This window comes from Phytobacter palmae, from assembly GCF_039409775.1.
GTDB classification, from domain to species: domain Bacteria; phylum Pseudomonadota; class Gammaproteobacteria; order Enterobacterales; family Enterobacteriaceae; genus Phytobacter; species Phytobacter palmae.
In genome coordinates, this window is the sequence record NZ_JBCIVJ010000014.1 from 63,077 (window position 1) to 88,273 (window position 25,197).

The following is a 25,197-nucleotide window of genomic DNA, read 5'->3' on the forward strand; positions in this document are numbered from 1 at the left end:
CCATTCCTTTTATTTACCCCACGGCATAATCGGCACCGCACTTAGTGCGTTTTTCGGCGAACCTTCTACCACTTTATCGGAATAGGTTAAATAAACCAGCGCGTTACGTTTGCTGTCATAAAAGCGGACTACCTGCAGTTTCTTAAATACCAGCGAGGTACGTTTCTGGAAGACTACATCACCCTGCGCTTTGCCGTTTTTGATCTTATCACTGAGTTCAATTGGCCCCACCTGCTGGCACGAGATCGCCGCGTCAGATGTATCTTCAGCCAGCCCAAGGCCGCCTTTAATGCCGCCTGTTTTTGCCCGGCTCAGGTAACAGGTCACATTTTGCACCTCAGGATCGTCAAAGGCTTCCACCACAATTTTGTGATCCGGGCCGAACATTTTGAATACCGTATCCACTGAGCCAATCTGTTCCGCATGCGCAGAGCTCCAGAGCAACGCTAATGAGGAAAGTATTAAACGTGTGTATTTCATATTGTTACCATTTTTGAATATAACGTTGAGCGACTATTCTCGGGTTTATCAGGAAAAGGTTTATAGATCACTAATTTACAAAAATTATCATGAAAATCAGACACAATGGGCACTAATGCACAAAAAAAACACTGAATGCTAAAACAACAAACAGTGGTATTATCCCTTTCCTGGTATCAGGCGTAAGCCGTTTTAAGGATGAGGATATTTTATGGATCAGGCTGGGATTATTCGTGATCTACTAACCTGGCTGGAAGGTCACCTGGATCAGCCATTGTCGTTAGATAATGTGGCGGCAAAAGCAGGTTATTCCAAGTGGCATCTGCAAAGGATGTTTAAAGACGTGACGGGCCATGCGATTGGCGCTTATATTCGCGCGCGCCGCCTGTCGAAGTCTGCTGTTGCTTTGCGTCTGACCTCGCGCCCCATTCTGGATATCGCCTTGCAGTACCGTTTTGACTCTCAGCAAACCTTTACTCGCGCTTTTAAAAAGCAGTTTAATCTGACGCCCGCGCTGTATCGCCGTTCACCTGACTGGAGCGCCTTCGGTATTCGTCCACCGTTGCGCTTAGGCGAGTTTGCCATGCCGAGATACGAATTTATCACCCTTCCGGATATGCAGCTTATCGGTACGACGCAGAGCTATACCTGCTCGCTGGAAGAGATTTCCGATTTCCGCAATCAGATGCGTATCCAGTTCTGGCGTGACTTTTTAGGTAACTCGCCAACCATTCCGGCTGAGATGTATGGCCTGCATGAACCGCGACCAAGCCTGGAAAAAGATGACGAGCAAGAGGTGTTTTACACTACCGCCTTAACGCCGGAGATGGCGAACGGCTATATGCATAACGCCCAACCAGTGACGCTCGAAGGCGGTGAGTATGTCATGTTCTTCTATGAGGGGCCGGGGAGTGGCGTGCAGGAATTTATCCTGACCGTCTACGGCACCTGCATGCCGATGCTGAATCTGACACGCCGTAAAGGTCAGGATATTGAGCGCTTCTACCCGCAGGAAGATGCGCGTGCGCAAGAGCCGCCGCTTTACATCCGCTGCGAGTATCTGATTCCGGTCCGCCGTTAACGCTGCAGTTCATCGAGTGCAGGGGCGTCAAGATGTGAGACGTCTCCTGCCGTTTCCACCACCCATCCCGATGCCAGCCATGCGCTATCCTGATAATCGATACGGGAAATAGAGCAGTTACGCAAGCGCAGGCGGCGCTCAGCATAGGCCGGAAGACCCAGAATAGTGCTGACCAGGCAGCCCAGGGCCATACCGTGGCTGACGATCATCGGACGGCTGCCCAGCGGTAACTCCAGCGTGGTCGCAAGGGCGGCATGCATACGATCGGCAAGCTCCTGCATAGACTCACCGCCGGGAATGCGCCCCCCTGCGGTACCATTTACCAGTTGGCGACGCCAGCCTTCTTCTTCTTCGGTCAGGGTTTCAAGGTTACGCTTTTCAAGCACGCCCATATCGAGTTCACGCAGGCGCGAATCGAGGGTGATATCGCAGCCGCATAGCTCTGCGATGATTTCAGCCGTGCGACGTGTACGTCCGAGATCGCTGGCAATGATATGGGTGATGCCCAGCGCTTTCGCGCGTTCGGCCACCTGCCATGCCTGCTTCTCCCCTTTTTCGGTTAACGGACTGTCTGAATGGCCTTGAATACGACGCTCGGCGTTCCACTGCGTTTCACCGTGGCGGACAAGGTATACCTGTAACATGCTTTTATATCCATTATACTGCGATGAAGTTTATTATATGAGGAAGGCCTTACCCGTCATGCGGACAGAACACGTCTCATTACGGGGAGCCAGCTATTGATTATGCACCATGTTGTCGCTGCTACCACAAACCCCGCCAAAATTCGGGCTATTCTGCACGCTTTTAATGAAATTTTCGGTGAAGGTTCCTGCCATATTGACGCTATCGCTGTTGAGAGCGGTGTACCAGAACAGCCTCTGGGCAGTAAAGAAACGCTTGCAGGTGCACGTAACCGTGTCGCAAATGCACGCCACGCCTGCCCGGATGCGGACTTTTGGGTAGCTATCGAAGCCGGCATTGATGAAGGCAGCACGTTTAGCTGGGTGGTCATCGAAAATCAGGAACAGCGTGGCGAAGCGCGTTCTGCCACCCTGCCCTTGCCGGAGGTTATTTTGCAAAAAATCCATGCAGGTGAAGCGCTTGGCCCGGCGATGTCGGCGTACACCGGTATTGATGAGATTGGGCGTAAAGAGGGCGCAATTGGCGTGTTTACCGCCGGAAAACTGACGCGCGCCAGCGTCTATCATCAGGCCGTGATACTGGCATTAAGCCCCTTTCACAATGCAGTCTATCGCTGATCGTTAAGCAGCGTCTGCTCCAGCCATAAACGCAGATCGGCTGGCGCCGCTTTCAGGCTGTTAGAACCGCGGGTGATCGTAGCAATGCCCGCGCCGAGTTCACTTTTGAGTTCACGCTGACTCATCTCCCCGCGCAACAGTTCTTCGATAATGCGTACGCGGGTACCCAGCGCTTCCCGTTCATCAGGGGTGAGCATCAGGTTAAGTAACGGAAGATGCAGATCCTGTTCGTAAGACTGCCTGACGAGTTCAACAAAGCGTAGCCATTCCTGGTGACGCTGTTCGGCCATGGCCGCTGAATAAGGTGATTGCTGGGTCATAATATGCCGCCGTTATGCTATGTACTCGCTAGAGAGTACACAGCATAACACAAACCACAGAAATCAGTAACGACGCTGCCACTCCGCGTCCGTCAGCACTGGCGCTTTGTTACCATTGATAAAGAAACGGTAATACGCGTCATAGGCCAACACGTTTTTCACATAGCTACGGGTTTCGGAAAACGGGATACTCTCGATAAAGGCTACCGCATCGATTCGCCCACCACTGTTGTTCAGCCAGGTCCGTACCCTACCCGGTCCGGCGTTGTACGCTGCGGAGGAGAAGATGCGGTTGTTACCAAACTGCTGATAGACATATTGCAGATAGCTGGTACCGATGTTGATATTTACTTCCGGTTCCAGCAATTGAGCCGCATTGCTGTAGCCTGGAATATTAAACATTTTTACCGTATGCGTTGCCGTCCCCGGCATGATCTGCATGAGTCCACTTGCCCCAACCGGGGAGCGCGCTTTAGGGTTCCAGGCGCTCTCCTGACGAGAAATCGCCATCGCATAGCTTTGCGGAATATCTTTACCGCTCGTATAGCGGGCATACAAGTCGCTGTAGGCCAGCGGGAAGCGTTCTTCAAGGTGATCCCACAACTTACCGGCAATGGTCGCCTGTACGCTTAAATCCCACCAGTGCTGGTTAAACGCATAGCGCGCCAGTTGCGCCTGTTCCTGCACGCTGCGGCTGGTTATCAAGTTAGCCCACTCGCTACGGGCAGTGTTGTCCTGATTCCAGTACATTAGCTCGCGCACACGGGACATTTCAGGCCCGTTTGCCAACGCAGGATCGATACTACCTGGCGCTTTATCAATTTTCATTGTGTACTCTTCGCCCAGGCGCTGTGCCGCCGCCATTGGGTAGAATCCACGTTGTTGCATCAGCGCATGCAGGATCTCTTTCGCCTCGCCGTCACGCCCACGTTCCAGCAGCAGGTCGGCCTGCCAGTAGCGCCACTCATCCTTCTCTTTTGCCTCCATCGGCAGACGCGCAAGCCAGGTATTCAGCCCACGGCGGTCACCGTTGCCGATAGCCATTCGCACGCGTCGCTCGACAATCGAGACAGACTGCGAACGCATGATAGCGTCATCGCGCCAGCGCGCCTGCTCGCTGGTCACATCATTCCCCATCAAACGCCAGGCAACAATATCACGCAGCGCTTGCGTCTGTTCTTCATTGAGTTGTTGCGCCTGTACCAGCGACGGGATCATCAACCGGGCGTTTTCCACATCGTCACGCGCGACGCTTTCGAACGCTTCGGCAGCCATCTGACGGGTGAAATCGGTCGCCCCTGTGGTTCGGGCAAAGGTCATAACACTACCCGGATCGTTGGCCAGCGTAATGATGGCAGAAGAGATGGTCTGATAGTCCGATGGCATCTGCCCCGCCAGCAGAATAACCAGCCGCGTATTGCCCGCTTTCATTGCCAGACGAATACGTTCCAGAAACGCCAGTGGATCTTGCTTGCCGGAAGCGCGCCATGCACCAAACAACCGGTCACAGGCGTTCGGCTGGCTGTTGCCCGTCAGCCACAGCTCTTTCGCCCCTTGCCAGGCCTCTTCAGCCTGGCCGGTGTTCCATTTCGCAAAATAGTAGTTACATTGCGCTTCCGTTGTCGTGGGTTTTTCCGGACTAAACACCAGCAAACCGCGCCAGTCTTCCCGACGCGCCAGCTCATTGATAAAACGTGTTTTCAGAGTGCGGGCCGGCGGCAATGTAGGATTTGCCTGGATGAAATTGGTCACCGTTACGGCGGGCTGATTCATCAGATCATCGGTTATCTGTCGGTACTGCAGATAAGGGTAAAGCGGATAGTTTTGCAGGCCCGGCATCAGTTGCGATACCACATCCATCTGCTTGTTATCCCATGCCTGCTTGATCTGAGCATAGCGATTACGTTGTTCGTCCAGTGAGTCCGCTCGCGCCACATTGCTGAGGGACAGCAAACAAATACTGGCCGCCAGAAAACGCCAGGCGGCATGTTTAGCTCTCTGCACAGCTTATTCCTCTTATATAAACGATACCTACAGCATCATGCCGCATAATGCCTTAATGCTAACCGTGCACGTCGTAACGCGCCACGTAATGCACACTTTTTTACCTTTCTTGTGCGATTTAACACTACGGGTGCTGCTGGCTGGGATTGAGCACGGAAAACGGCTACACTTCGCCTTTGAAAACTATCACCATTCATTAGCCCTGAATAATTCAGGTTACAAGGCGGCGGTACAGGAATCCCTCCTGGCCCGGCACCTGCAACCTGATGGATGAAGGGATAAAAAGAGGCGAAGTCCAACGTGGCTCAATTCGTTTATACCATGCATCGTGTCGGCAAAGTGGTTCCGCCGAAACGTCATATTTTGAAAAATATCTCGCTGAGTTTCTTCCCTGGCGCAAAAATCGGTGTACTGGGCCTTAATGGCGCCGGTAAATCTACCCTGCTGCGGATCATGGCTGGCATCGATACCGATATTGAAGGTGAAGCCCGTCCACAGCCCGGTCTGAAAATCGGCTACCTGCCGCAGGAACCGCAGTTGAACCCGGAACAGACCGTGCGTGAATCCGTTGAAGAAGCGGTCTCCGAAGTGGTTAACGCGCTGAAAGGTCTGGACGAGGTGTACGCGAAATATGCTGAACCAGACGCTGACTTCGATAAACTCGCGGCACAACAGGGTAAGTTTGAAGAGATTATCCAGGCGCACGACGGTCACAACCTGAACGTGCAGCTTGAGCGTGCCGCTGATGCCCTGCGTCTGCCGGACTGGGATGCGAAAATCGCCAATCTCTCCGGTGGTGAACGCCGCCGCGTAGCGCTCTGCCGCCTGCTGCTGGAAAAACCAGACATGCTGCTGCTCGACGAACCGACTAACCACCTGGATGCGGAATCCGTGGCGTGGCTGGAGCGCTTCCTGCATGACTTCGAAGGCACCGTTGTGGCGATTACCCACGACCGTTACTTCCTCGACAACGTCGCTGGCTGGATCCTGGAGCTGGACCGCGGTGAAGGTATTCCGTGGGAAGGCAATTACTCTTCCTGGCTGGAGCAAAAAGATCAGCGTCTGGCACAGGAAGCGTCACAGGAAGCGGCTCGCCGTAAATCCATCGAGAAAGAACTCGAGTGGGTTCGCCAGGGCGCGAAAGGGCGTCAGTCTAAGGGTAAAGCCCGTCTGGCACGCTTTGAAGAGCTTAACAACGTCGAGTACCAGAAACGTAACGAGACTAACGAACTGTTTATTCCGCCTGGAGCACGTCTGGGGGATAAAGTGGTGGAAGTCAGCCATCTGCGTAAATCCTATGGTGACCGCGTACTGATAGACGATCTGAGCTTCTCAGTACCGAAAGGCGCTATTGTCGGCATCATCGGTCCTAACGGCGCGGGTAAATCGACTCTGTTCCGTATGATGTCCGGTCAGGAGCAGCCTGATGCCGGGACTATCACCCTGGGTGAAACCGTCAAGCTGGCCTCCGTCGATCAGTTCCGCGATGCGATGGATAATAGCAAAACCGTGTGGGAAGAGGTCTCCGGCGGGCTGGATATCATGAAGATCGGCAACACCGAGATGCCGAGCCGTGCTTACGTGGGCCGCTTTAACTTTAAAGGCGTTGATCAGGGCAAACGCGTTGGCGAACTGTCCGGTGGTGAGCGCGGTCGTCTGCATCTGGCGAAACTGCTGCAGGTGGGCGGTAACGTACTGCTGCTCGATGAACCGACCAACGACCTGGATATCGAAACCCTGCGCGCGCTGGAAAACGCCCTGCTGGAGTTCCCGGGCTGCGCGATGGTTATCTCGCATGACCGCTGGTTCCTTGACCGTATCGCGACCCATATTCTGGATTACCAGGACGAAGGCAAGGTGGAGTTCTTCGAAGGTAACTTTACCGAATACGAAGAGTACAAGAAACGCACGCTGGGCGCCGATGCGCTGGAGCCGAAGCGTATCAAGTACAAACGCATTTCGAAATAAAAGCAAAAGGGCAACGCAAGTTGCCCTTTTTAGTATTTGCTCCCTTTCCTGGGGGAAGAGAGCCTGGGTAAGCCAGTAGCCAGGCTAAGTAAAACGCCTTATCCGGCCTGCTAATCCCCCATCAACTCTTTTACCAGTTCCACGCAGTGCAAAAACCGTGAGTCGTAATCAGGCTCTTCTACATGTCGCCAGGTAATATTGTTCTCTTTGAGCATATCCACCAGCATCTGCTGGAATTCGCTGCGATCCACCGAACTGCCCAGGCTTCTCAACCCATCGGCAACCCACGGCGTATTATTTTCCAGCAGAATCACCAGATCGAAACGGTATTCATCGATCATCGCCTGCACAAAAGGGTGCTCGCGCCCTTCATACTTCACGCAAAACGCCTGCGTCGTGACAAAATCGGTATCGATAAAAGCCACTTTATTGGCATATTTTACTGCAAAATCAATATACTGCGCCTGCCCCAACGCGATCTTGTCATAGTCAGAATACTGCAAAGCCATCTCATCGCCGCCCAGATGAGAGAAGACATAATCCCGTCCGTACTCCCACGCGCTGGTGGTATTAAAGATATTCGCGAGCTTATTGACCAGCGTTGATTTCCCACTGGATTCGCCCCCAAGTATCGCCACGGTACGCACGAAAAAGGGTTTCACTTCGGTGGGAATATAATCCCAGTAGCGGAACGGGTTCTCACGGATAAGCGCGCCGCTGATGTTCATAAACGTGCGTTTAGGATCGATAAGCACCGTTTCAATACCCAGATGCTCAAGGTATTGAGGAGCGTCTGCCTCTTCCGAACTGTAGATCCGGTCAGGCTGAATGCCCTTTTCATCCATAAAGGCTTTAATACCTTTACTCCAGACATTCCAGCCATGCGGATAAGGCTCCATTCCCTCTTCATTAAACGCATGAATGCGGATGTTTTTTTGATATTTAAAAGTCTGGAGCAACCAGCGCAGGCGGTCGCTGATGGTCGGCTGCTGGGACATCGCACTGTCTTCAAACAGTTCTCGGTCACGCTTCTCGTCGTAACCCATCACGATATGCAACTCGTCCACCTGGCTACAGGCACGCTGAATGAGATAGATATGCCCGGTATGCAGCGGGTAAAACTTACCAAAAACGACGCCAACGCTTTTTTGCCGACGCGGAAATTCTAATCCGAGAAAACGGTGCAGCGCCTCGAGTTTTTGCGCACTGGGACTTTTAATTTTGGCATTCAGGAGTTGGCTCAAATAGCCTTTGGTCATGCCGCTGGCGTCGGCCACCTGCTGCAATGTGCAGCCTTTCTGACGGATTGCGGTCTTGAGATAGTCGAATGACGACACGAGTGCCTCCTGCTGGCTGAACCTGCCTGGCAGCATCAACGTGCCAGGCCTATTATGCAAAATTCCCTATGCATTTCGGGGCAGGAGGCGGTGAGTAAACGAACCCCGAGGAGCATAACTATTGCAGTGCTCCGGGGAAGTAAACGCAGCCATCACACCTGCCGCCAGAAAGACGACGGGAATATAATTATAAGTCGTCAAAGACACTTAGTGCATCTGCGAGTTTTTTAACACCGAAGACCTGCATCCCTTCTGGCGGTTTTTTCGGCACATTCGCTGCAGGTACAATGGCCCGCCGGAAACCATGTTTCGCCGCTTCGGAAATACGCTCTTGTCCGCTGGGGACCGGGCGAATCTCACCCGCCAGCCCAACCTCGCCAAAGACCACCAGATCCTGAGGCAAAGGCCGGTCGCGCAGGCTCGAAACCATTGCCAGTAACAGCGCCAAATCAGCGCTGGTCTCCGTCACTTTTACGCCGCCAACCACGTTAACGAAGACATCCTGGTCGGCCATCTGCAGGCCGCCGTGGCGATGCAGCACCGCCAGCAAAATGGCAAGGCGGTTTTGTTCGAGGCCAACAGCAACACGCCGGGGATTGGACATCATTGAGTGATCGACCAGCGCCTGAATCTCTACCAGCAGCGGACGTGTTCCTTCCCAGACCACCATCACCGAGCTACCAGAAGTTACCTCATCGCCACGGCTAAGGAAAATGGCAGACGGATTGCTCACCTCCCGAAGCCCTTGTTCAGTCATGGCAAAGACACCCAGCTCATTTACCGCGCCAAAGCGGTTCTTATGGCTGCGCAGCGTACGGAAACGGGAGTCCGCATCGCCATCCAGCAAGACCGAACAGTCAATACAGTGCTCAAGGACTTTCGGCCCGGCCAGCGAGCCATCTTTGGTCACGTGCCCGACCATCACAATCGCCACCCCGCGTGTTTTCGCAAAGCGCGTGAGATAAGCCGCCGTTTCACGCACCTGCGCCACGCTGCCCGGCGAGGACTGGATATCTGCCATGTGCATAACCTGGATGGAGTCAATGACCATCAGCTTCGGCTGCTCTTCATCGGCAATCTGGCAGATTTGTTCAATGCTGGTTTCCGACAACATATTCAGATTGGCGGTGGGCAGACCAAGGCGGTGCGCGCGCATCGCCACCTGCTGCAATGACTCTTCACCGGTGACATACAGCGTTTTCATCTGTTCCGCGAGTCTGCACAGGGTTTGTAGCAAAAGCGTCGATTTGCCCGCGCCGGGGTTGCCACCAATTAATATGGCGCTTCCAGGCACTACACCGCCGCCTAACACGCGGTCGAACTCTTTAAAGCCGGTAGAAAAACGCGGCAAGGCTTCCAGGCTGATATCGGAAAGTTTCTGTACTTTCGCCACGCCCGCATTGCCCGCATACCCACTTAAGCGCTCATTTCGCGCTACGGCAGGTGAGGCGGCTACACGCACTTCGGTAATCGTGTTCCAGGCATGGCAGGCGCTACATTGCCCCTGCCAGCGGGGGTAATCGGCACCACATTCATTACAGACAAATGCGCGTTTTGGAGCTTTCGCCACAGAGACCTCGTTATTTCTTCGCCAGACTGGCTGAGAGAATGCAGAACACCCCCATCAGGTCAGCGTGACGGATGGTGACTTCCGCTTTTTCATTCACTTTCGGTTTCGCGTGGAACGCGATACCCAACCCGGCCGCTTTAATCATTGGCAGATCATTCGCACCATCGCCAATGGCGATCGTTTGAGTGGCCGGGATTTCATGTTCCTGCGCCAGGCGTTTCAGGGTATTGGCCTTGTACTGCGCGTCCACAATGTCGCCCAGCACATTGCCGGTGAATTTACCATCAATCACTTCCAGATGGTTGGCTACCGCCGCAGTCAGGCGCAACATCTCGCGCAGGTGGTCGGCAAAGAAGGTAAAGCCGCCAGACGCAATCGCCACTTTCCAGCCCAGCGTTTCCAGTTTTAGCACCAGTTGCGTAAGACCTGGCATCAAGGGCAGGTTATCGCGGACCTGATGCAGAATTCTCGCATCAGCTCCTTTGAGCGTTGCCACGCGTTGACGCAGGCTGGCCGTGAAATCCAGCTCACCGCGCATGGCGCGTTCCGTCACTTCGGATACCATTTCGCCCGTACCAGCCAGTTTAGCGATTTCATCAATGCACTCAATTTGAATCGCGGTTGAGTCCATATCCATTACCATCAGACCGGGATGACGCAGAGACGGAATTTTACCCAGAGGCGCAACGTCCAGCCCTTCGTCATGCGCCAGGCGGGTAGCACGCGGGGTGAGTGAACCGGCAAGCCGGATAACCTGATAATCTTCCACGCACCAGGCTGCCACGATCACCATTGCCGCGCCCAGTTTACGCTGCCAGGCGGTCAGACGTTCTTTATTCAGCGCGCGTCCATACAGAAGCCATCCGCTACGACCCGCGTGATAATCCAGGGGCATGACCTCATCACCACTTAAAGAGAGCGGCAACCCAGGCCACTGAGAAACGTCGTTGGGCAGGTCGCACCAGGTCAAATTATTCGGCATTACAGCTCCTGTAGGGGTATGTGCTGAGGTAAAAATAACGCATGAGGCTACCTTGTAACCAGCGCTTCTGGCAACATTAAGCCGCAAATTTTCAACAGGTGGAATATGGCTCGCGCAAAACTCAAATTCCGGCTTCATCGCGCCGTGATCGTGCTTTTCTGTCTGGCGTTGTTGGTCGCCCTTATGCAGGGCGCATCGTGGTTCAGTCAGAATCATCAGCGTCAGCGCAATCCGCAGCTTGAAGAGTTGGCCCGCACGCTGGCGAAACAGGTCACAATAAACCTTGCTCCACTGATGCGTGCGGAAACGCCTGACGACAAGCGTATCAGCGTTATGCTCCGGCAATTGACGGAGGAGAGCCGAATTCTTGATGCGGGCGTCTATGACGAACGCGGCGATCTGATTGCCCGTTCTGGCGAAAGTATTGATGTGCGCGACAGGCTGGCTCTGGACGGCAAAAAAGCCGGGGGCTACTTCAACCAGCAAATCGTCGAGCCGATTCAGGGAAAAAGCAGCCCGCTGGGCTACCTGCGTTTAACGCTGGATACCCATACCCTGGCGACGGAGGCCAAACAGGTCGACAACACCACCAATATTTTACGCCTTATGCTACTCCTTTCTCTGGCTATTGGCGTCGTACTGACCCGCACACTGTTGCAAGGGAAACGTACCCGCTGGCAGCAGTCCCCTTTCCTGCTTACGGCCAGCAAGCCGGTGCCGGAAGAGGAAGAGAACGAAAAGAAAGAGTAATCTATATACCCTGCGGATTTCACGTTGCACTCTTTGCAACGGCAACGTGAAAAACGACGAGTTTTCAGGAAAGGAAATCTGCCATGTCCACACTGCGTCTGCTTATCTCTGATTCATATGATCCCTGGTTCAATCTGGCAGTGGAGGAGTGTATTTTCCGCCAGATGCCAGCCACCCAGCGCGTACTTTTCCTCTGGCGTAACGCCGATACGGTGGTTATCGGGCGGGCGCAAAACCCGTGGAAAGAGTGCAATACCCGGCGCATGGAAGAAGACAATGTTCGTCTGGCACGACGCAGCAGCGGCGGTGGCGCGGTGTTTCATGATTTAGGTAATACCTGCTTTACCTTTATGGCGGGCAAACCGGAGTACGACAAAACAATCTCTACCGCGATTGTATTGCAGGCGCTGAACTCGCTGGGCGTAACGGCAGAAGCGTCCGGGCGTAACGATCTGGTGGTCAAAACGCCACAGGGCGATCGCAAAGTCTCTGGTTCCGCCTACCGGGAGACTAAAGATCGTGGTTTCCATCATGGTACGCTGTTGCTCAATGCCGACCTCAGCCGCCTGGCAAACTATCTCAATCCGGATAAGAAGAAGCTTCAGGCCAAGGGAATTACCTCCGTGCGCGGACGCGTCGCAAACCTGGTCGATCTGTTGCCGGACATCAGCCATGAGCAGATCTGCGAGGCAGTAACAGAGGCCTTCTTCTCCCACTACGGTGAGCGAGTTGAAGCCGAGATAATTTCACCGGACAAAGCCCCGGATCTGCCGAATTTCGCCGAGACCTTTGCCCGCCAGAGCAGTTGGGAGTGGAATTTCGGTCAGGCGCCTGCGTTCAGCCATTTGCTTGATGAGCGCTTTACCTGGGGCGGCGTGGAGCTACATTTTGACGTGGAAAAAGGGCATATCACCCGCACGCAAGTGTTTACCGATAGCCTGAACCCCGCACCGCTGGAGGCACTTGCCGCACGCCTGCAGGGCTGCCTGTATCGCGCAGATATGCTGGCACAGGAGTGTGACGCGCTATTAGGGGATTTCCCGGAACAGGAAACCGAATTGCGGGAATTGTCCGCGTGGATTGCAGGGGCGGTGAGATGACCTTTTTATGCAAGTCGCTGGCTAATCGAGGCGGCGAGCGGTAAAGCCCACTCCCGGGCTATTTTGCAGACCGGAGAATCCACATTAATATCGCTTCGCAGCACATTGCGCCTGAATTCACTGACGCAAACGACATCGGTAGCATGTCATAGACTGGCGTCATCCGCGTTGGCGGGGCGGACAAATAAAACGAACGTTTTCCGGCATGCATATCGCTGTTGGCGATCAGTCGCCCAAATGCCCATACTTTTTCACTTTGCTGAATAGATTTATGAACAGACACCTGAATGGATTCATAGCGCTGTTCTTATTAAAGAAAAAGAGGAAAACGAGTAGAAGAAAAGTAAATGAGTTGATAAAACGGGCAGCGTATAAGCCGCCCGTTTTGAAACATGCTTACTCTTTATCGCCCAGCAGAACAGATTCCAGCGCGATTTTGATCATGTCGTTGAATGTGGTCTGACGCTCGGCAGAGGTGGTCTGCTCGTGGGTACGGATATGGTCGGAAACAGTACAGATGGTCAACGCTTTCGCACCGAACTCTGCGGCAACGCCGTAGATGCCCGCCGCTTCCATTTCCACGCCCAGAATGCCGTATTTCTCCATGACGTCGAACATCTCGCCGCCGTCCGGTGCATAGAACAGATCCGCAGAGAAGATGTTGCCAACGCGAGCATCTACACCCAGCGCTTTGGCCGCATCAACAGCGTTACGCACCATATCGAAATCAGCAATCGCAGCGAAATCATGGTCTTTAAAACGCATACGGTTGACTTTAGAGTCCGTGCACGCGCCCATACCGATGACGATATCACGCAGTTTCACGTCCATACGTACCGCGCCGCATGAGCCCACACGGATGATTTTTTTCACGCCGAAATCGGTGATCAGCTCTTTCGCGTAGATGGAGCAGGATGGGATACCCATACCATGGCCCATTACGGAGATTTTGCGGCCTTTATAGGTACCGGTGTAACCCAACATGCCGCGCACGTTGTTCACTTCACGGATGTCTTCGAAAAAGGTTTCAGCAATGTGCTTTGCACGCAGCGGGTCGCCAGGCATCAGCACAACGTCAGCGAAATCACCCATTTCTGCGTTAATGTGAGGAGTAGCCATCTTCAGTTCCTTTTTATTCGTTGTGTTTTCCCCCTCTCCCGCAGGAGAGAGTCAGGGCGAGGGCATCAAACGATGCCCGTTCCCAAATCAAAGCATGTTTTTGCCGTAGTCCATGGGTGACGTACCGAAGTACGACGCAATGGTCTGGCCGATATCGGCGAATGTTTCACGGTGGCCAAGTGAGCCTGGTTTTACTTTCGGGCCGTAAATCAACACCGGAATGTGCTCGCGGGTATGATCGGTGCCCTGCCAGGTCGGGTCGCAGCCGTGGTCAGCGGTCAGGATCAGAATGTCATCTTCCCCCACCAGTTCCATCAGCTCCGGCAAACGACGGTCGAACAGCTCCAGCCCACCCGCATAACCGGCAACATCGCGACGGTGGCCCCATGATGAGTCGAAATCAACGAAGTTGGTAAAGACGATTGTCTTATCACCCGCGCTTTTCATCTCCTTCACGGTAGCGTCAAACAGCGCATCCAGGCCTGTCGCTTTCACTTTTTTGGTGATACCGCAGTTGGCATAGATGTCTGCGATTTTCCCCACGGAAACCACCTGACCGTCTTTCTCGTCGACCAGTTTTTGCAGCACCGTCGCTGACGGCGGCTCCACGGCCAGGTCATGACGATTCCCCGTACGCTGGAAATTTCCGGCTTTATCGCCAACGAACGGGCGGGCGATAACGCGACCGATGTTGTAACCCCCTTCGGTCAGCTCTTCGCGGGCGATTTCGCATAGCTCGTAAAGTTTATCCAGACCGAATGTCTCTTCATGGCAGGCAATCTGGAACACAGAGTCAGCAGAGGTGTAGAAAATCGGCTTGCCGGTTTTCATATGCTCTTCGCCCAGTTGATCAAGGATAACCGTACCGGAAGAGTGGCAGTTGCCGAGGTAGCCAGGCAGGTTTGCGCGTTCAACCAGTTTATCCAGCAGTTCCTGCGGGAAGCTGTTTTCATGATCGGAAAAATAGCCCCAGTCAAACAGCACCGGCACGCCCGCGATTTCCCAGTGGCCTGACGGCGTATCTTTACCTGACGATAACTCATGCGCCCAGGCGTACGCGCCTGCGATCTCCGCATTGCCATCCATACCCGCCGGAATGAAGCCGGTCGCGCCTTCATGCGCCTTCGCCAGGCCCAGACGAGTCAGATTGGGTAAATGCAGCGGACCTTTACGACCATTGTCAGCTTCTCCTTTCGCGCAAGCTTCTGCGATATGGCCCAGCGTATCTGAACCTACGTCGCCGAAACGTTCCGCGTCTTCGGTCGCACCGATGCCAAAGGAGTCCAGCACCATAATAAATGCACGTTTCATAGTTTCTCCGTACTTAGTGCTTTAAAAAAAAGCGATCAGATCAGTATATCGTTAATCGGTAATGCGTCGCCAGACTGTTGGTGTCTCTTTTGGCGCTTCATCAGCAATTACAATCGCGGCTTTGACCGCATTTGCCGCTTCCTGCCAGCTTGCTTCATCTTTTGCATGGATCACCGCTAAAGGACGCTGCCCGTCAATCGCATCACCCAGACGCGCCATGTCGGTAAAGCCCACGCTGTAATCAATGGTATCGGACGCCTGACGACGGCCGCCGCCCATTGAGACTACTGCCATCCCCAGCGCACGCGTGTCCATCCGGGCAATAAATCCTTCGGTATCGGCATACACGGCCTTGCTGAGCGTCGCGGTTGCCAGGTATTTGTCATAGTTTTCGACAAAATCAGTAGGGCCTTTTTGTGCAGCAACCATGCGGCCAAATATTTCCGCCGCTTTACCGTTATCCAGCACCGCCTGCAATTGTCTACGCGCCTCGGCGTCGTCTTTCGCCAGTTTGCCGGAGACCAGCATTTCTACGCAGAGCGCCATCGTCACGTCATAAAGACGCGGGTTGCGGTAATCGCCGGTCAGAAAGCGGACGGCTTCACGCACTTCAACAGCGTTACCGGCGCTGGAGGCGAGTACCTGGTTCATATCGGTAAGCAGCGCGGTAGTACGAACGCCGGCGCCATTAGCCACACCAACGATCGCCTGTGCCAGTTCGGCAGAAAGCTCTGGCGTCGGCATAAAGGCCCCGCTGCCCACTTTGACGTCCATGACCAGCGCGTCCAGCCCTTCCGCCAGTTTCTTGGCGAGGATCGAGGCGGTGATCAGCGGAATAGAATCGACCGTAGCCGTAATATCGCGCGTGGCATAAAAGCGTTTATCAGCAGGGGCTAAAGAATTCGTCTGTCCGATAATCGCGACGCCCACATCTTTAATGATGTCGCGAAAGCGTTTGTCATCCGGGAAAATATCAAACCCCGGGATGGCTTCCAGTTTGTCGAGCGTACCGCCTGTATGGCCAAGCCCACGCCCGGAAATCATAGGGATATAGCCGCCGCAGGCCGCAACCATCGGCCCAAGCATTAGCGAGGTGACATCTCCCACGCCGCCAGTGGAGTGTTTATCGACAACAGGCCCGTTGAGATTAAGGTGTTTCCAGTCGAGAACAGTCCCTGAGTCTCGCATCGCCATGGTCAGCGAAACACGCTCCTCAATTGCCATGTCGTGGAAGAAAATGGTCATCGCCAGAGCGGCAATTTGCCCTTCGGACACGGTGTTGTCACGAATCCCGTTGATAAAGAAACGAATCTCTTCATCACTGAGCACATGGCCATCGCGTTTTTTACGAATTATTTCTTGAGCGAGAAACAAGGTAACCCCCTGAAAATCAAGGTTGGTTGCGGCGGACGAGCCGCCGCAAAGGAGAATTAATAGCCGCTTGCGCTCTTACCGTCGCCATGGCCCAGTGCTTTGAGCAAGCTTGCCAGCAGACTGGACGCACCAAAGCGATAGTGGCGCGAATCCGCCCAGTCAGCGCCAAAGAGTTCATCGGCAATCGCGAGGAATTTCTGCGCGTCTTCTGCTGAACGCACGCCGCCAGCCGGTTTGAAACCAACGGTTTTCGAAACCCCCATATCGCGAATCACTTCCAGCATGATGCGCGCGCTTTCCGGCGTGGCATTCACTGGCACTTTACCGGTGGACGTTTTAATAAAATCCGCGCCCGCTTTGATTGAGATTTCAGACGCTTTGCGAATCAGCGCCTCTTCTTTCAGCTCACCGGTTTCGATAATCACTTTCAGCAGAACATTGGCCGCTGCGCAGGCATCTTTACAGGCCTTAACCAGATCAAAGCCCACTTGTTCGTTGCCTGCAATCAGCGCACGGTACGGGAATACCACATCGACTTCATCAGCACCGTAAGCAATTGCCGCACGCGTTTCCGCCAGCGCGATCTCAATATCGTCGTTACCGTGCGGGAAGTTAGTAACCGTTGCGATGCGGATATCTGGCGTACCCTGCTCTTTCAGCGTCTTGCGCGCAATTGGGATAAAACGCGGATAGATACAGATAGCGGCAGTGTTACCAACCGGGGTTTTTGCCTGATGGCAGAGCGCGATCACTTTTTCGTTCGTGTCGTCGTCGTTCAGGGTAGTCAGGTCCATCAGTTTCAACGCACGCAGGCTGCTTGCAGTTAAATCAGTCATTTTTCTCTCCGTCGGCATAAGCCGGTTAAATACGGGTCTGTTATTATTCTAACATTAACCCATCATCACACTTCGACACCCATCACAGTTAATGAAAACCACATTCATATTTGCAAAACTGTAATGAGACATTCATCAAACTTTTAGCCTTAACATAGCCACATACCCGGATCTTTAGGGGTGTGGATCAAAGGCGGGCTCCATTCGGTTGCCTACACTGGGCCGGATGCTCAAGGACTAAGAGGAACGAAGATGTCCATGCCAAATGATTCAGCATACCTGGCTCGTTGCCAGCAGATTGCGACAAGCAATACCCTGACTCCCGCACAAAAACGCCACTTTCTTGCACTTGAGGCCGAAAATAGTCTGCCTTATCCCTCACTAACAAAAGAAGCGCGAGCTGCGCTTGATGAGGGTACTATTTGCGATATGTTCGAAGGGCATGCGCCCTACAAACCACGTTATGTACTGCCGGACTATGCAAAATTCCTCGCGAATGGCTCGCAATGGCTGGAACTCGAAGGGGCAATCGATCTTGACGACGCGCTGTCGATGCTCACCATCCTTTATCACCATGTTCCTTCAGTCACATCCATGCCCGTTTATCTGGGTCAACTGGATGCGATACTGCAACCATATGTTAGAATTCTAACACAAGAAGAGATCGATATTCGAATAAAACGTTTTTGGCGTTATCTCGACAGAACCCTGCCGGATGCGTTTATGCATGCCAATATTGGCCCTGCAGATACGCCGATCACCCGAGCTATTTTGCGCGCCGATGCAGAGCTTAAGCAGGTTTCGCCTAATCTGACCTTTATTTATGACCCGGATATGACGCCAGATGATTTACTGCTTGAAGTGGCGAAAAACATCTGTGAGTGCAGTAAACCCCATATCGCCAACGGCCCCGAAAATGATAAAATTTTCACAAAAGGTGGCTATGGCATCGTCAGTTGTTACAACTCGTTGCCGCTAAGCGGCGGCGGTAGCACGCTGGTACGCCTGAACCTGAAAGCAATTGCCGAACGCAGCAGCACTGTTGAGGATTTCTTTACACGCCAGCTTCCCCACTACTGTCAGCAGCAAATCGCGATCATTGATGCGCGCTGTGACTTTCTCTATTCGCAATCCGGCTTCTTCGAGAATAGCTTCCTGGTCGCCGAAGGGCTGATAGATCCGAATCGTTTTGCGCCTATGTTTGGCATGTACGGACTGGCAGAAGCGGTGAATATCCTCTGCGAACGTGCAGGTCTCAGCGTACGCTACGGCAAAGATGCGCAAGCCAATGCGCTGGGTTACCGGATCAGCGAACAGCTTGCGACATTTGTAGCGAACGCGCCGGTAAAACATGGCTGGAATAACAGAGCGATGTTGCACGCTCAGTCGGGGATAAGCTCTGATACTGACACCACGCCGGGAGCACGCCTGCCCTACGGCGACGAACCCGACCCTATTACCCACCTGCTGACGGTAGCCCCGCATCATACCTGGTACACGGCGGGCATCAGCGACATTCTGACGCTCGATGAGACCGTCAAACGTAATCCGCAGGCCGTGGTACAGCTCTGCCTCGGCGCGTTTAAAGCCGGCATGCGTGAGTTCACTGCCAATATCAACGGCAACGACCTTGTACGCGTAACAGGTTATATGGTGCGCCTGTCAGATCTGGAAAAATTCCGTGCCGACGGGTCACGCACGAATACGACCTGGCTGGGTGAGGAAGCCGCCCGCAACACTCGCATCCTTGAAAGACAACCACGCGTGGTCAGCCATGAACAGCAGATGCGCTTCCCAACAAAAAACTATTCAGGTTGAGTCGAAGCGGCAATGAAGATGCTCCGAGAACATCGATACGCGCTGTGCCCAGGGTTCGACGGCCTGATCAGTAAGGAGGAAGCCTGAAGGATGAAGAGTTTAGTCAGTAAGATTATCCCGTTCTCCTGCGTTGATGGGCCTGGCAGTCGTCTGGTGCTGTTTTTACAGGGTTGTAATTTGAACTGTAAAAACTGTCACAACCCGTGGACAATCGGACGCTGCAACCACTGTGCACAGTGCGTTCCCGCCTGCCCGCACGGTGCCTTAACTCTGGTCGATGGGCGGGTAAACTGGGATGAGATTGCCTGTCAGCAGTGCGATACCTGTCTGCATCTCTGTCCACAGCAGTCCACGCCTATGGCGCAAACGCTAAGTGTGGAAGAGGTGCTAACCCACGTACGCAGAGCGGCCCTGTTTATCGAAGGGATCACCGTCAGCGGCGGAGAGGCAACAACGCAGTTGCCGTTTCTGGTTGCGCTGTTCAGTGCACTCAAAACGACCCCCTCGCTTCAACACTTGTCCTGCCTGGTTGACAGCAACGGTCTGCTTAGCGAAACAGGCTGGCGCAGGCTTCTGTCGGTGTGTGACGGGGCAATGATCGATCTCAAAGCCTGGGGCAGCGCTCATCATCGGTTTCTGACCGGGCGCGATAATGCGCAGATCAAGGCCAGTATCCGTCTTCTGGCGGCGCATCAGCGGCTGGCGGAGTTACGCTTGTTGGTCATTCCCGGGCAATGTGATTATCTGCAACACATTGATGAACTTAGCGAATTTATCGGCGAATTAGGGGATGTGCCGGTGCGTATTAACGCCTTTCATGCTCATGGTGTGTATGGTGAAGCAAAACAGTGGCGTAGCGCCACTGCCGGAGATGTGGAACCGCTGGCGCTGGCGCTTACTGCCCGGGGAGTGAAAACAGTGCGCCTTCCGGCGTTGTATCTGTAACTCAGCTTAATGAAAAGGTGGCGTGAGTATTGTCGAACAGCGCCTGAGCAATCACATCTGGCGCTTCCGGGCGCAATTCGCAAAGCGTTGCGAAGACCCGCGCCGCCTGTTCCGGGCGATTAGGCTGGCCCTGAAAACCGTTTAATGGCATATCCGGGGCGTCGGTTTCCAGCAACAGGGCGTTTAATGGCAGTTGCGCCATCACTTCGCGGGTCTTGCTGGCTCGCGGGTAGGTAATAGTACCGCCAACGCCAATTTTATATCCCAGGCTGATAAAACGTTCCGCCTGCTGCAGGCTACCGGCAAAGCCATGTACGACTCCCGTTCGCGGCAGGTCATGACGTTTAAGGTGCATCGCCAGCTTGTCGTGTGTGCGACGCGAATGCAGGATCACTGGCAGGTCAAAACGTTTTGCCAGCTTAAGCTGCGCATCCAGCACCGCCTGCTGACGTTCAAATTGCGGATCGTCACGATACAGATCCAGGCCAATTTCGCCAATCGCCACCACCTTCTTCGGACGTGTTTCAAGTAGTTGCTCAAGCTGCTCCACGCACGTCGGCGTGTGCTCTTCAATGACGATCGGATGCAGCCCCAGCGCGGCATAAAGGGCCGGATAATCCCGGGCAAGTTTGATAACGCGAGCAAAATATTGTGAGCCAATCGCCGGGACGATAATCCGTTCGACCCCAGCAGCACCGGCGCGGGTAATGCTGTTCGATTCATCATCCTGGAAAGGAGGGAAATCGAAGTGACAGTGAGTGTCGATAAAGCGGAACGTCACGCAGTATCCTCATTATTAAAGGGCAAATCGTTGGCCTGAACCGCGCTGACAAGGGGCGTATCGACCGCATCGTTGGCCACGGCTGCTGGTGGCACAACGATGGTAGCAGATGTCGTGGGCACACGCGGAACATGGCGAATTAATGGCGGCTTCTCTACCAGCAGTTTACCCACCGTCGCCAGGAAATAACGCCCGCAAAGTCTTCCCAGCTTGTAGTCATCGCGCAACGCTGGTAAACGGCTTCCCAGCGCCATACTGTGCAAAAGCTTCGGCGGATAGATTTCAAAAATGCGCAACTTTCCGGGGGGCGCTTCAATAAATTTCTGCGTCGCCGAATAGGTCTTCTCATGATGCTGAACGAGGTTAACGAAAGGCTGCAAGCTGCTTTCCCCCAGCCAGCGTTCCATCCGCTTAAACCATTGTGGGGTGTAGTACATTTGCGACGGCACGGTGCGGATAACCACAATTGTCTTCGCACCGCGTTTCGCCGCCTCCTGAACGGGAATCGCATCGCTGACGCCGCCATCAAGATAATTCACACCGTTAAGGGTTACGCCCGGGCGGTAGAATCCGGGGATAGCACTGGACGCGCGGATGATATCCAGCCAGGTGCTACTGTCAGGGGAGAAATATTCTGGCGTGTAGTCATCCTGACGGCAGGCACACATATAGAAGGCTTTGCCTGTGTCAAAAGCACGCGCGGCATAGTCCATCGCCAGCGGCATATGGCTTGAGGTGGAAGTAATAAGCCAGTCCAGATCGATCAGGTTGCCACCACGCACGAAACGTACGGGATCAAAAAAGTCGCGGGTGGTTGTGTAACGCATGATGACCTTACGCGCATAACCCGGCTGATTGCACAAGTATGCCGACAGGTTTTGCGCCCCGGCGGATGTACCAAGGAAAAGGTCGAAAGGGTTAAATTCAGCGCGCATGAACTCATCCAGTACGCCGGCCGTAAAAATGCCCCGCTGACCTCCTCCCTCACACACCAGAGCGAGTCGGCCTGGGCGAAATGGGGTTAACGCTAATGGTGCAATGTTACCAAGCGTTACCGGAATATATTGCCCCACCCTGCTTTCCTTTAGATTTTAGGTATTAACAAAGTAACGCAATTTTTCCCTTCCAGAAACAATGAAAGCCAGTCACGAGGACTGGCTTGATGATTCGTTTAAGAAAGAGACTCGCGCTACGGACGTCTGCGACCCATAAACAGGCTGACGAGGAACAGGATGATACCGACGATAAAGACGATTTTCGCGGCACCCGCTGCCGTACCTGCCAGACCACCAAAGCCCAGAGCGGCGGCAATTAACGCGATAACCAGAAATATAATGCCCCAACGAAACATAAGACTCTCCTTAACCATAGTTAATGTCGACCGCTAATGTGAGCGCTCAGGATGCTCACTGGCGATATTTTCCAGGTGCGTTCTACTTACTTCCCGGCAAAACGCCGGGATTGCACATTTCAGGAATCGTTACTTAGCTTTCAGATCGTTTTTCACACTTTTGACGCCATCTACCGCTTTAGCGATACTTTCGGCCCGCTCAATTTGCGCCTGTGAATCTACGGTACCGGACAGCTGTACAACGCCATCGGTCGTTTCTACTTTCACCTTACGGGAAGGAACGATGTCGTCAGCCAGCAATTTTGCTTTGATTTCACTGGTAGTCGCAGTGTCGCCGGCATAGCCTTTCGCAGAGGTGTTTTTACCGTCACGAACATGGAGTTTGTCGCTTACTGATGCAACGCCTCCAACCCCTTTCGCTACGGTTACCGCCTGTTCTGCCTGCGCCTGGCTTTCAACGAAGCCACTTAACGTCACCACTTTTTTCTCAGTTTTTACGGAGATATCGGTGCTCTTGATATCTTCGTGATCGACCAGCGCAGCTTTGACTTTCGCCGTAATAGCGCTGTCATCCATGAAATTACCGACTTTATTCATAGAGCTATCGATTTTTTGCCCTGCGTTGTCGGCCGCGTTTTGCGCTTTATCGGTCGTCGTGTTTGCCGCCATTGCGGAACCACTTGCCAGAGTTGCTCCCAGCACGACAGCCAGCAGAGTTTTCGAAATCTTCAGTCTTGTCATCGTCATCGATCTATATCCTATTGGTTTGCCCACAATTTGGGCCGTAAGCAGCAATGAAGGCCGCTTTTCCTGCTGTGGTGAATCACCAGTCTGACAAATCAATGAGTTAGATAAATAACGCTAATTCATTAGACTTAAGTCAGTAATTAATATTATGTAATGCACCATTTTCTGAATAAAAAACCACTAAACACGCATTGAATAGGATTAATACCCAGCCGAAATGTCATTACTTTGTTAAATATAGAACACAATCGCAGAAACGCTTGCGAAAGCGGTTAAAAAATGACCATAGAAGAGGGAAATGCGGCTATTTAAGAACTTTCCGCAAGAGGCTAAAAAGACAGGTAAAGTGACGGAGCACGGCGTCTGCCGCGCTCCGTAGAGGGATTAGTGTTCGCGGGTCTGGTGGAACTGAACATCCGGGTAACGCTCACGCGCCAAATTCAGGTTGACCATTGTTGGGGCAATATATGTCAGGTTATCGCCGCCATCGAGCGCCAGCTGCACTTCGTTTTTGCGTTTGAACTCTTCAAATTTCTTCACATCGCTGCACTCCACCCAACGGGCGGTAGCGACGTTAACGGACTCGTAGACCGCCTCTACGTTGTATTCGCTCTTAAGACGCGAAACGACGACATCGAACTGCAGCACCCCCACCGCGCCCACGATAAGATCGTTGTTAGCGATGGGGCGGAAGACCTGAACCGCACCTTCTTCTGACAACTGAACCAGCCCTTTGAGCAGTTGTTTCTGCTTTAACGGATCTTTCAGACGGATGCGGCGGAACAGTTCCGGCGCGAAGTTCGGAATACCGGTGAACTTCATCATTTCACCCTGCGTGAAGGTGTCGCCAATCTGAATCGTGCCGTGGTTGTGCAGACCAATGATATCGCCCGGATAAGCCTCTTCAACATGCGAGCGATCGCCGGCCATAAAGGTCAACGCATCAGAGATCACCACATCTTTGCCAAGACGCACCTGACGAAGCTTCATGCCCTTTTCATATTTGCCCGACACCACACGCAGGAAGGCCACGCGGTCACGATGTTTCGGGTCCATGTTGGCCTGAATTTTAAAGACGAAGCCGGAGAATTTCTCCTCCGCCGCTTCCACTTCACGGATGTCCGTCGCGCGCGGCATCGGTGCGGGCGCCCACTCCACCAGGCCATCCAGCATATGGTCCACACCAAAGTTACCCAGCGCGGTACCAAAGAAGACAGGGGTGATTTCACCGGCCAGGAACAGCTCTTTATCGAACTCGTTAGAGGCACCCTTAACCAATTCAAGCTCGTCGCGCAACTGCTGAGCCAGATCTTCACCGACAGCAGCGTCGAGATCCGGGCTATTTAACCCTTTAACGATTCGTACTTCCTGGATCGTATGGCCCTTACCGGTCTGATAGAGATAGGTTTCATCTTTATAGAGGTGGTAAACGCCTTTGAACAACTTACCGCAGCCAATCGGCCAGGTGATCGGCGCACAGCCGATTTTCAGCTCGTTTTCCACTTCATCCAGCAATTCCATCGGATCGCGAATGTCACGGTCGAGTTTGTTCATAAAGGTGATGATCGGCGTATCGCGCAGACGGGTAACTTCCATCAACTTGCGGGTACGATCCTCAACGCCTTTTGCGGCATCAATAACCATCAGACAACAGTCAACTGCCGTCAGCGTACGGTAGGTATCTTCGGAGAAGTCTTCGTGCCCGGGGGTATCAAGCAGGTTGACCAGACAGTGATGATAAGGGAACTGCATCACAGAGGTAGTAATAGAGATACCACGCTGCTTTTCCATCTCCATCCAGTCAGATTTTGCATGCTGATTAGAGCCCCGGCCTTTAACCGTACCAGCGGTCTGGATAGCCTGTCCGAACAACAACACTTTTTCAGTGATCGTAGTTTTACCGGCATCCGGGTGCGAGATGATGGCGAACGTGCGTCGCTTGGACACTTCTTGTAAATAAGGAGACAACGTCATAATAAAATTCTTCTGTGAAAATGCGCGGCCTCGGCCACGCTATGAAATAAGAAAAATGCGGCTATTGTACTCAACGACTGAGTGCAG

23 protein-coding genes are annotated in these 25,197 nt (G+C 53.4%); 7 read left to right on the forward strand and 16 right to left on the reverse strand.

The window, feature by feature from the left end:
- Positions 1 to 9 precede the first annotated feature (9 nt).
- Complete coding sequence (gene creA, locus AAIG39_RS17040; RefSeq protein ID WP_090081418.1) at positions 10 to 480, reverse strand: protein CreA; 471 nt, start codon at positions 478 to 480, stop codon at positions 10 to 12.
- 211 nt (positions 481 to 691) lie between these two features.
- On the opposite strand from creA, the gene robA reads away from it, so the two are divergent.
- Positions 692 to 1,561 carry an MDR efflux pump AcrAB transcriptional activator RobA gene (gene robA, locus AAIG39_RS17045; protein WP_090081416.1) on the forward strand — a complete coding sequence of 290 codons (870 nt, stop codon included), beginning with the start codon at positions 692 to 694 and terminating at the stop codon, positions 1,559 to 1,561.
- Here robA and gpmB read toward each other — a convergent pair.
- A complete protein-coding gene (gene gpmB, locus AAIG39_RS17050; protein WP_343194334.1) occupies positions 1,558 to 2,205 on the reverse strand; it encodes a 2,3-diphosphoglycerate-dependent phosphoglycerate mutase GpmB in 648 nt (215 codons plus the stop codon). The genes robA and gpmB overlap by 4 nt on opposite strands.
- Before the next feature lie 102 nt (positions 2,206 to 2,307).
- Here gpmB and yjjX point away from each other — a divergent pair, with 102 nt between their 5' ends.
- Positions 2,308 to 2,823, forward strand: coding sequence for an inosine/xanthosine triphosphatase (gene yjjX, locus AAIG39_RS17055; RefSeq protein ID WP_090081412.1), 516 nt, complete (start codon positions 2,308 to 2,310; stop codon positions 2,821 to 2,823).
- Here the strand turns inward: yjjX and trpR are convergent.
- Together trpR and sltY are read right to left on the reverse strand one after the other, a co-directional pair.
- The gene (gene trpR / locus AAIG39_RS17060; RefSeq protein WP_039078263.1) at positions 2,814 to 3,143 is read right to left on the reverse strand and encodes a trp operon repressor; all 330 of its coding nucleotides are present in this window, start codon (positions 3,141 to 3,143) and stop codon (positions 2,814 to 2,816) included. The two genes, yjjX and trpR, sit on opposite strands and share 10 nt — an antisense overlap.
- A 63-nt stretch (positions 3,144 to 3,206) precedes the next feature.
- Positions 3,207 to 5,147, reverse strand: coding sequence for a murein transglycosylase (sltY, locus tag AAIG39_RS17065; RefSeq protein ID WP_343194335.1), 1,941 nt, complete (start codon positions 5,145 to 5,147; stop codon positions 3,207 to 3,209).
- Positions 5,148 to 5,447: 300 nt separating this feature from the next.
- On the opposite strand from sltY, the gene ettA reads away from it, so the two are divergent.
- On the forward strand, positions 5,448 to 7,115 hold the full coding sequence (ettA, locus tag AAIG39_RS17070; RefSeq protein WP_090081408.1) for an energy-dependent translational throttle protein EttA: 1,668 nt from the start codon (positions 5,448 to 5,450) through the stop codon (positions 7,113 to 7,115).
- 110 nt (positions 7,116 to 7,225) lie between these two features.
- On the opposite strand, the gene nadR is transcribed toward ettA, so the two are convergent.
- The 3 genes from nadR to serB form a co-directional block, all read right to left on the reverse strand.
- Positions 7,226 to 8,452, reverse strand: coding sequence for a multifunctional transcriptional regulator/nicotinamide-nucleotide adenylyltransferase/ribosylnicotinamide kinase NadR (gene nadR / locus AAIG39_RS17075; RefSeq protein ID WP_343194336.1), 1,227 nt, complete (start codon positions 8,450 to 8,452; stop codon positions 7,226 to 7,228).
- A 187-nt stretch (positions 8,453 to 8,639) separates the two neighbouring features.
- A complete protein-coding gene (gene radA / locus AAIG39_RS17080) occupies positions 8,640 to 10,022 on the reverse strand; it encodes a DNA repair protein RadA (RefSeq protein WP_090081407.1) in 1,383 nt (460 codons plus the stop codon).
- Positions 10,023 to 10,032: 10 nt separating this feature from the next.
- On the reverse strand, positions 10,033 to 11,004 hold the full coding sequence (serB, locus tag AAIG39_RS17085; RefSeq protein WP_090081406.1) for a phosphoserine phosphatase: 972 nt from the start codon (positions 11,002 to 11,004) through the stop codon (positions 10,033 to 10,035).
- 105 nt (positions 11,005 to 11,109) lie between these two features.
- On the opposite strand from serB, the gene AAIG39_RS17090 reads away from it, so the two are divergent.
- Positions 11,110 to 11,754 carry a YtjB family periplasmic protein gene (locus tag AAIG39_RS17090; protein WP_090081404.1) on the forward strand — a complete coding sequence of 215 codons (645 nt, stop codon included), beginning with the start codon at positions 11,110 to 11,112 and terminating at the stop codon, positions 11,752 to 11,754.
- An 83-nt stretch (positions 11,755 to 11,837) separates the two neighbouring features.
- Positions 11,838 to 12,854, forward strand: a complete 1,017-nt coding sequence (gene lplA, locus AAIG39_RS17095) for a lipoate--protein ligase (RefSeq protein WP_090081402.1) — start codon at positions 11,838 to 11,840, stop codon at positions 12,852 to 12,854.
- 396 nt (positions 12,855 to 13,250) lie between these two features.
- Here the strand turns inward: lplA and deoD are convergent, their stop codons facing one another.
- The 4 genes from deoD to deoC form a co-directional block, all read right to left on the reverse strand.
- Positions 13,251 to 13,973, reverse strand: a complete 723-nt coding sequence (gene deoD / locus AAIG39_RS17105) for a purine-nucleoside phosphorylase (RefSeq protein WP_047371922.1) — start codon at positions 13,971 to 13,973, stop codon at positions 13,251 to 13,253.
- A gap of 87 nt (positions 13,974 to 14,060) precedes the next feature.
- On the reverse strand, positions 14,061 to 15,284 hold the full coding sequence (gene deoB / locus AAIG39_RS17110; RefSeq protein WP_090081399.1) for a phosphopentomutase: 1,224 nt from the start codon (positions 15,282 to 15,284) through the stop codon (positions 14,061 to 14,063).
- A 51-nt stretch (positions 15,285 to 15,335) separates the two neighbouring features.
- Positions 15,336 to 16,658 carry a thymidine phosphorylase gene (gene deoA, locus AAIG39_RS17115; protein WP_090081398.1) on the reverse strand — a complete coding sequence of 441 codons (1,323 nt, stop codon included), beginning with the start codon at positions 16,656 to 16,658 and terminating at the stop codon, positions 15,336 to 15,338.
- Positions 16,659 to 16,714: 56 nt separating this feature from the next.
- Positions 16,715 to 17,494 carry a deoxyribose-phosphate aldolase gene (deoC, locus tag AAIG39_RS17120; RefSeq protein ID WP_249572993.1) on the reverse strand — a complete coding sequence of 260 codons (780 nt, stop codon included), beginning with the start codon at positions 17,492 to 17,494 and terminating at the stop codon, positions 16,715 to 16,717.
- A gap of 252 nt (positions 17,495 to 17,746) precedes the next feature.
- On the opposite strand from deoC, the gene AAIG39_RS17125 reads away from it, so the two are divergent.
- Entirely contained in the window at positions 17,747 to 19,312 is a 1,566-nt protein-coding gene (locus AAIG39_RS17125; RefSeq protein WP_249572994.1) for a YjjI family glycine radical enzyme, read from the forward strand.
- Between the two features lie 90 nt (positions 19,313 to 19,402).
- Positions 19,403 to 20,257 carry a YjjW family glycine radical enzyme activase gene (locus AAIG39_RS17130; protein WP_343194337.1) on the forward strand — a complete coding sequence of 285 codons (855 nt, stop codon included), beginning with the start codon at positions 19,403 to 19,405 and terminating at the stop codon, positions 20,255 to 20,257.
- Position 20,258: 1 nt separating this feature from the next.
- On the opposite strand, the gene AAIG39_RS17135 is transcribed toward AAIG39_RS17130, so the two are convergent.
- From AAIG39_RS17135 to prfC, 5 genes are all read right to left on the reverse strand, one after another.
- Positions 20,259 to 21,038 carry a metal-dependent hydrolase gene (locus AAIG39_RS17135; protein ID WP_343194338.1) on the reverse strand — a complete coding sequence of 260 codons (780 nt, stop codon included), beginning with the start codon at positions 21,036 to 21,038 and terminating at the stop codon, positions 20,259 to 20,261.
- Positions 21,035 to 22,111, reverse strand: a complete 1,077-nt coding sequence (locus AAIG39_RS17140) for a patatin-like phospholipase family protein (RefSeq protein ID WP_090081385.1) — start codon at positions 22,109 to 22,111, stop codon at positions 21,035 to 21,037. Before AAIG39_RS17140 ends, AAIG39_RS17135 begins: the two co-directional genes overlap by 4 nt.
- A 116-nt stretch (positions 22,112 to 22,227) precedes the next feature.
- Positions 22,228 to 22,389, reverse strand: coding sequence for a DUF1328 domain-containing protein (locus tag AAIG39_RS17145; protein ID WP_007373037.1), 162 nt, complete (start codon positions 22,387 to 22,389; stop codon positions 22,228 to 22,230).
- A gap of 129 nt (positions 22,390 to 22,518) precedes the next feature.
- The gene (gene osmY, locus AAIG39_RS17150) at positions 22,519 to 23,136 is read right to left on the reverse strand and encodes a molecular chaperone OsmY (protein WP_343194339.1); all 618 of its coding nucleotides are present in this window, start codon (positions 23,134 to 23,136) and stop codon (positions 22,519 to 22,521) included.
- 384 nt (positions 23,137 to 23,520) lie between these two features.
- Positions 23,521 to 25,110 carry a peptide chain release factor 3 gene (gene prfC, locus AAIG39_RS17155; protein WP_090081381.1) on the reverse strand — a complete coding sequence of 530 codons (1,590 nt, stop codon included), beginning with the start codon at positions 25,108 to 25,110 and terminating at the stop codon, positions 23,521 to 23,523.
- Positions 25,111 to 25,197 lie beyond the last annotated feature (87 nt).

Coding starts and splice junctions, on each gene's coding strand:
- gpmB (WP_343194334.1), bottom strand. CDS start 2,205: ATGTTACAGGTATACCTTGTCCGCCACGGTGAAACGCAGTGGAACGCC.
- deoD (WP_047371922.1), bottom strand. CDS start 13,973: ATGGCTACTCCTCACATTAACGCAGAAATGGGTGATTTCGCTGACGTT.
- trpR (WP_039078263.1), bottom strand. CDS start 3,143: ATGACCCAGCAATCACCTTATTCAGCGGCCATGGCCGAACAGCGTCAC.
- creA (WP_090081418.1), bottom strand. CDS start 480: ATGAAATACACACGTTTAATACTTTCCTCATTAGCGTTGCTCTGGAGC.
- AAIG39_RS17090 (WP_090081404.1), top strand. CDS start 11,110: ATGGCTCGCGCAAAACTCAAATTCCGGCTTCATCGCGCCGTGATCGTG.
- osmY (WP_343194339.1), bottom strand. CDS start 23,136: ATGACGATGACAAGACTGAAGATTTCGAAAACTCTGCTGGCTGTCGTG.
- deoB (WP_090081399.1), bottom strand. CDS start 15,284: ATGAAACGTGCATTTATTATGGTGCTGGACTCCTTTGGCATCGGTGCG.
- serB (WP_090081406.1), bottom strand. CDS start 11,004: ATGCCGAATAATTTGACCTGGTGCGACCTGCCCAACGACGTTTCTCAG.
- robA (WP_090081416.1), top strand. CDS start 692: ATGGATCAGGCTGGGATTATTCGTGATCTACTAACCTGGCTGGAAGGT.
- yjjX (WP_090081412.1), top strand. CDS start 2,308: ATGCACCATGTTGTCGCTGCTACCACAAACCCCGCCAAAATTCGGGCT.
- AAIG39_RS17145 (WP_007373037.1), bottom strand. CDS start 22,389: ATGTTTCGTTGGGGCATTATATTTCTGGTTATCGCGTTAATTGCCGCC.
- AAIG39_RS17130 (WP_343194337.1), top strand. CDS start 19,403: ATGAAGAGTTTAGTCAGTAAGATTATCCCGTTCTCCTGCGTTGATGGG.
- AAIG39_RS17125 (WP_249572994.1), top strand. CDS start 17,747: ATGTCCATGCCAAATGATTCAGCATACCTGGCTCGTTGCCAGCAGATT.
- deoC (WP_249572993.1), bottom strand. CDS start 17,494: ATGACTGATTTAACTGCAAGCAGCCTGCGTGCGTTGAAACTGATGGAC.
- lplA (WP_090081402.1), top strand. CDS start 11,838: ATGTCCACACTGCGTCTGCTTATCTCTGATTCATATGATCCCTGGTTC.
- prfC (WP_090081381.1), bottom strand. CDS start 25,110: ATGACGTTGTCTCCTTATTTACAAGAAGTGTCCAAGCGACGCACGTTC.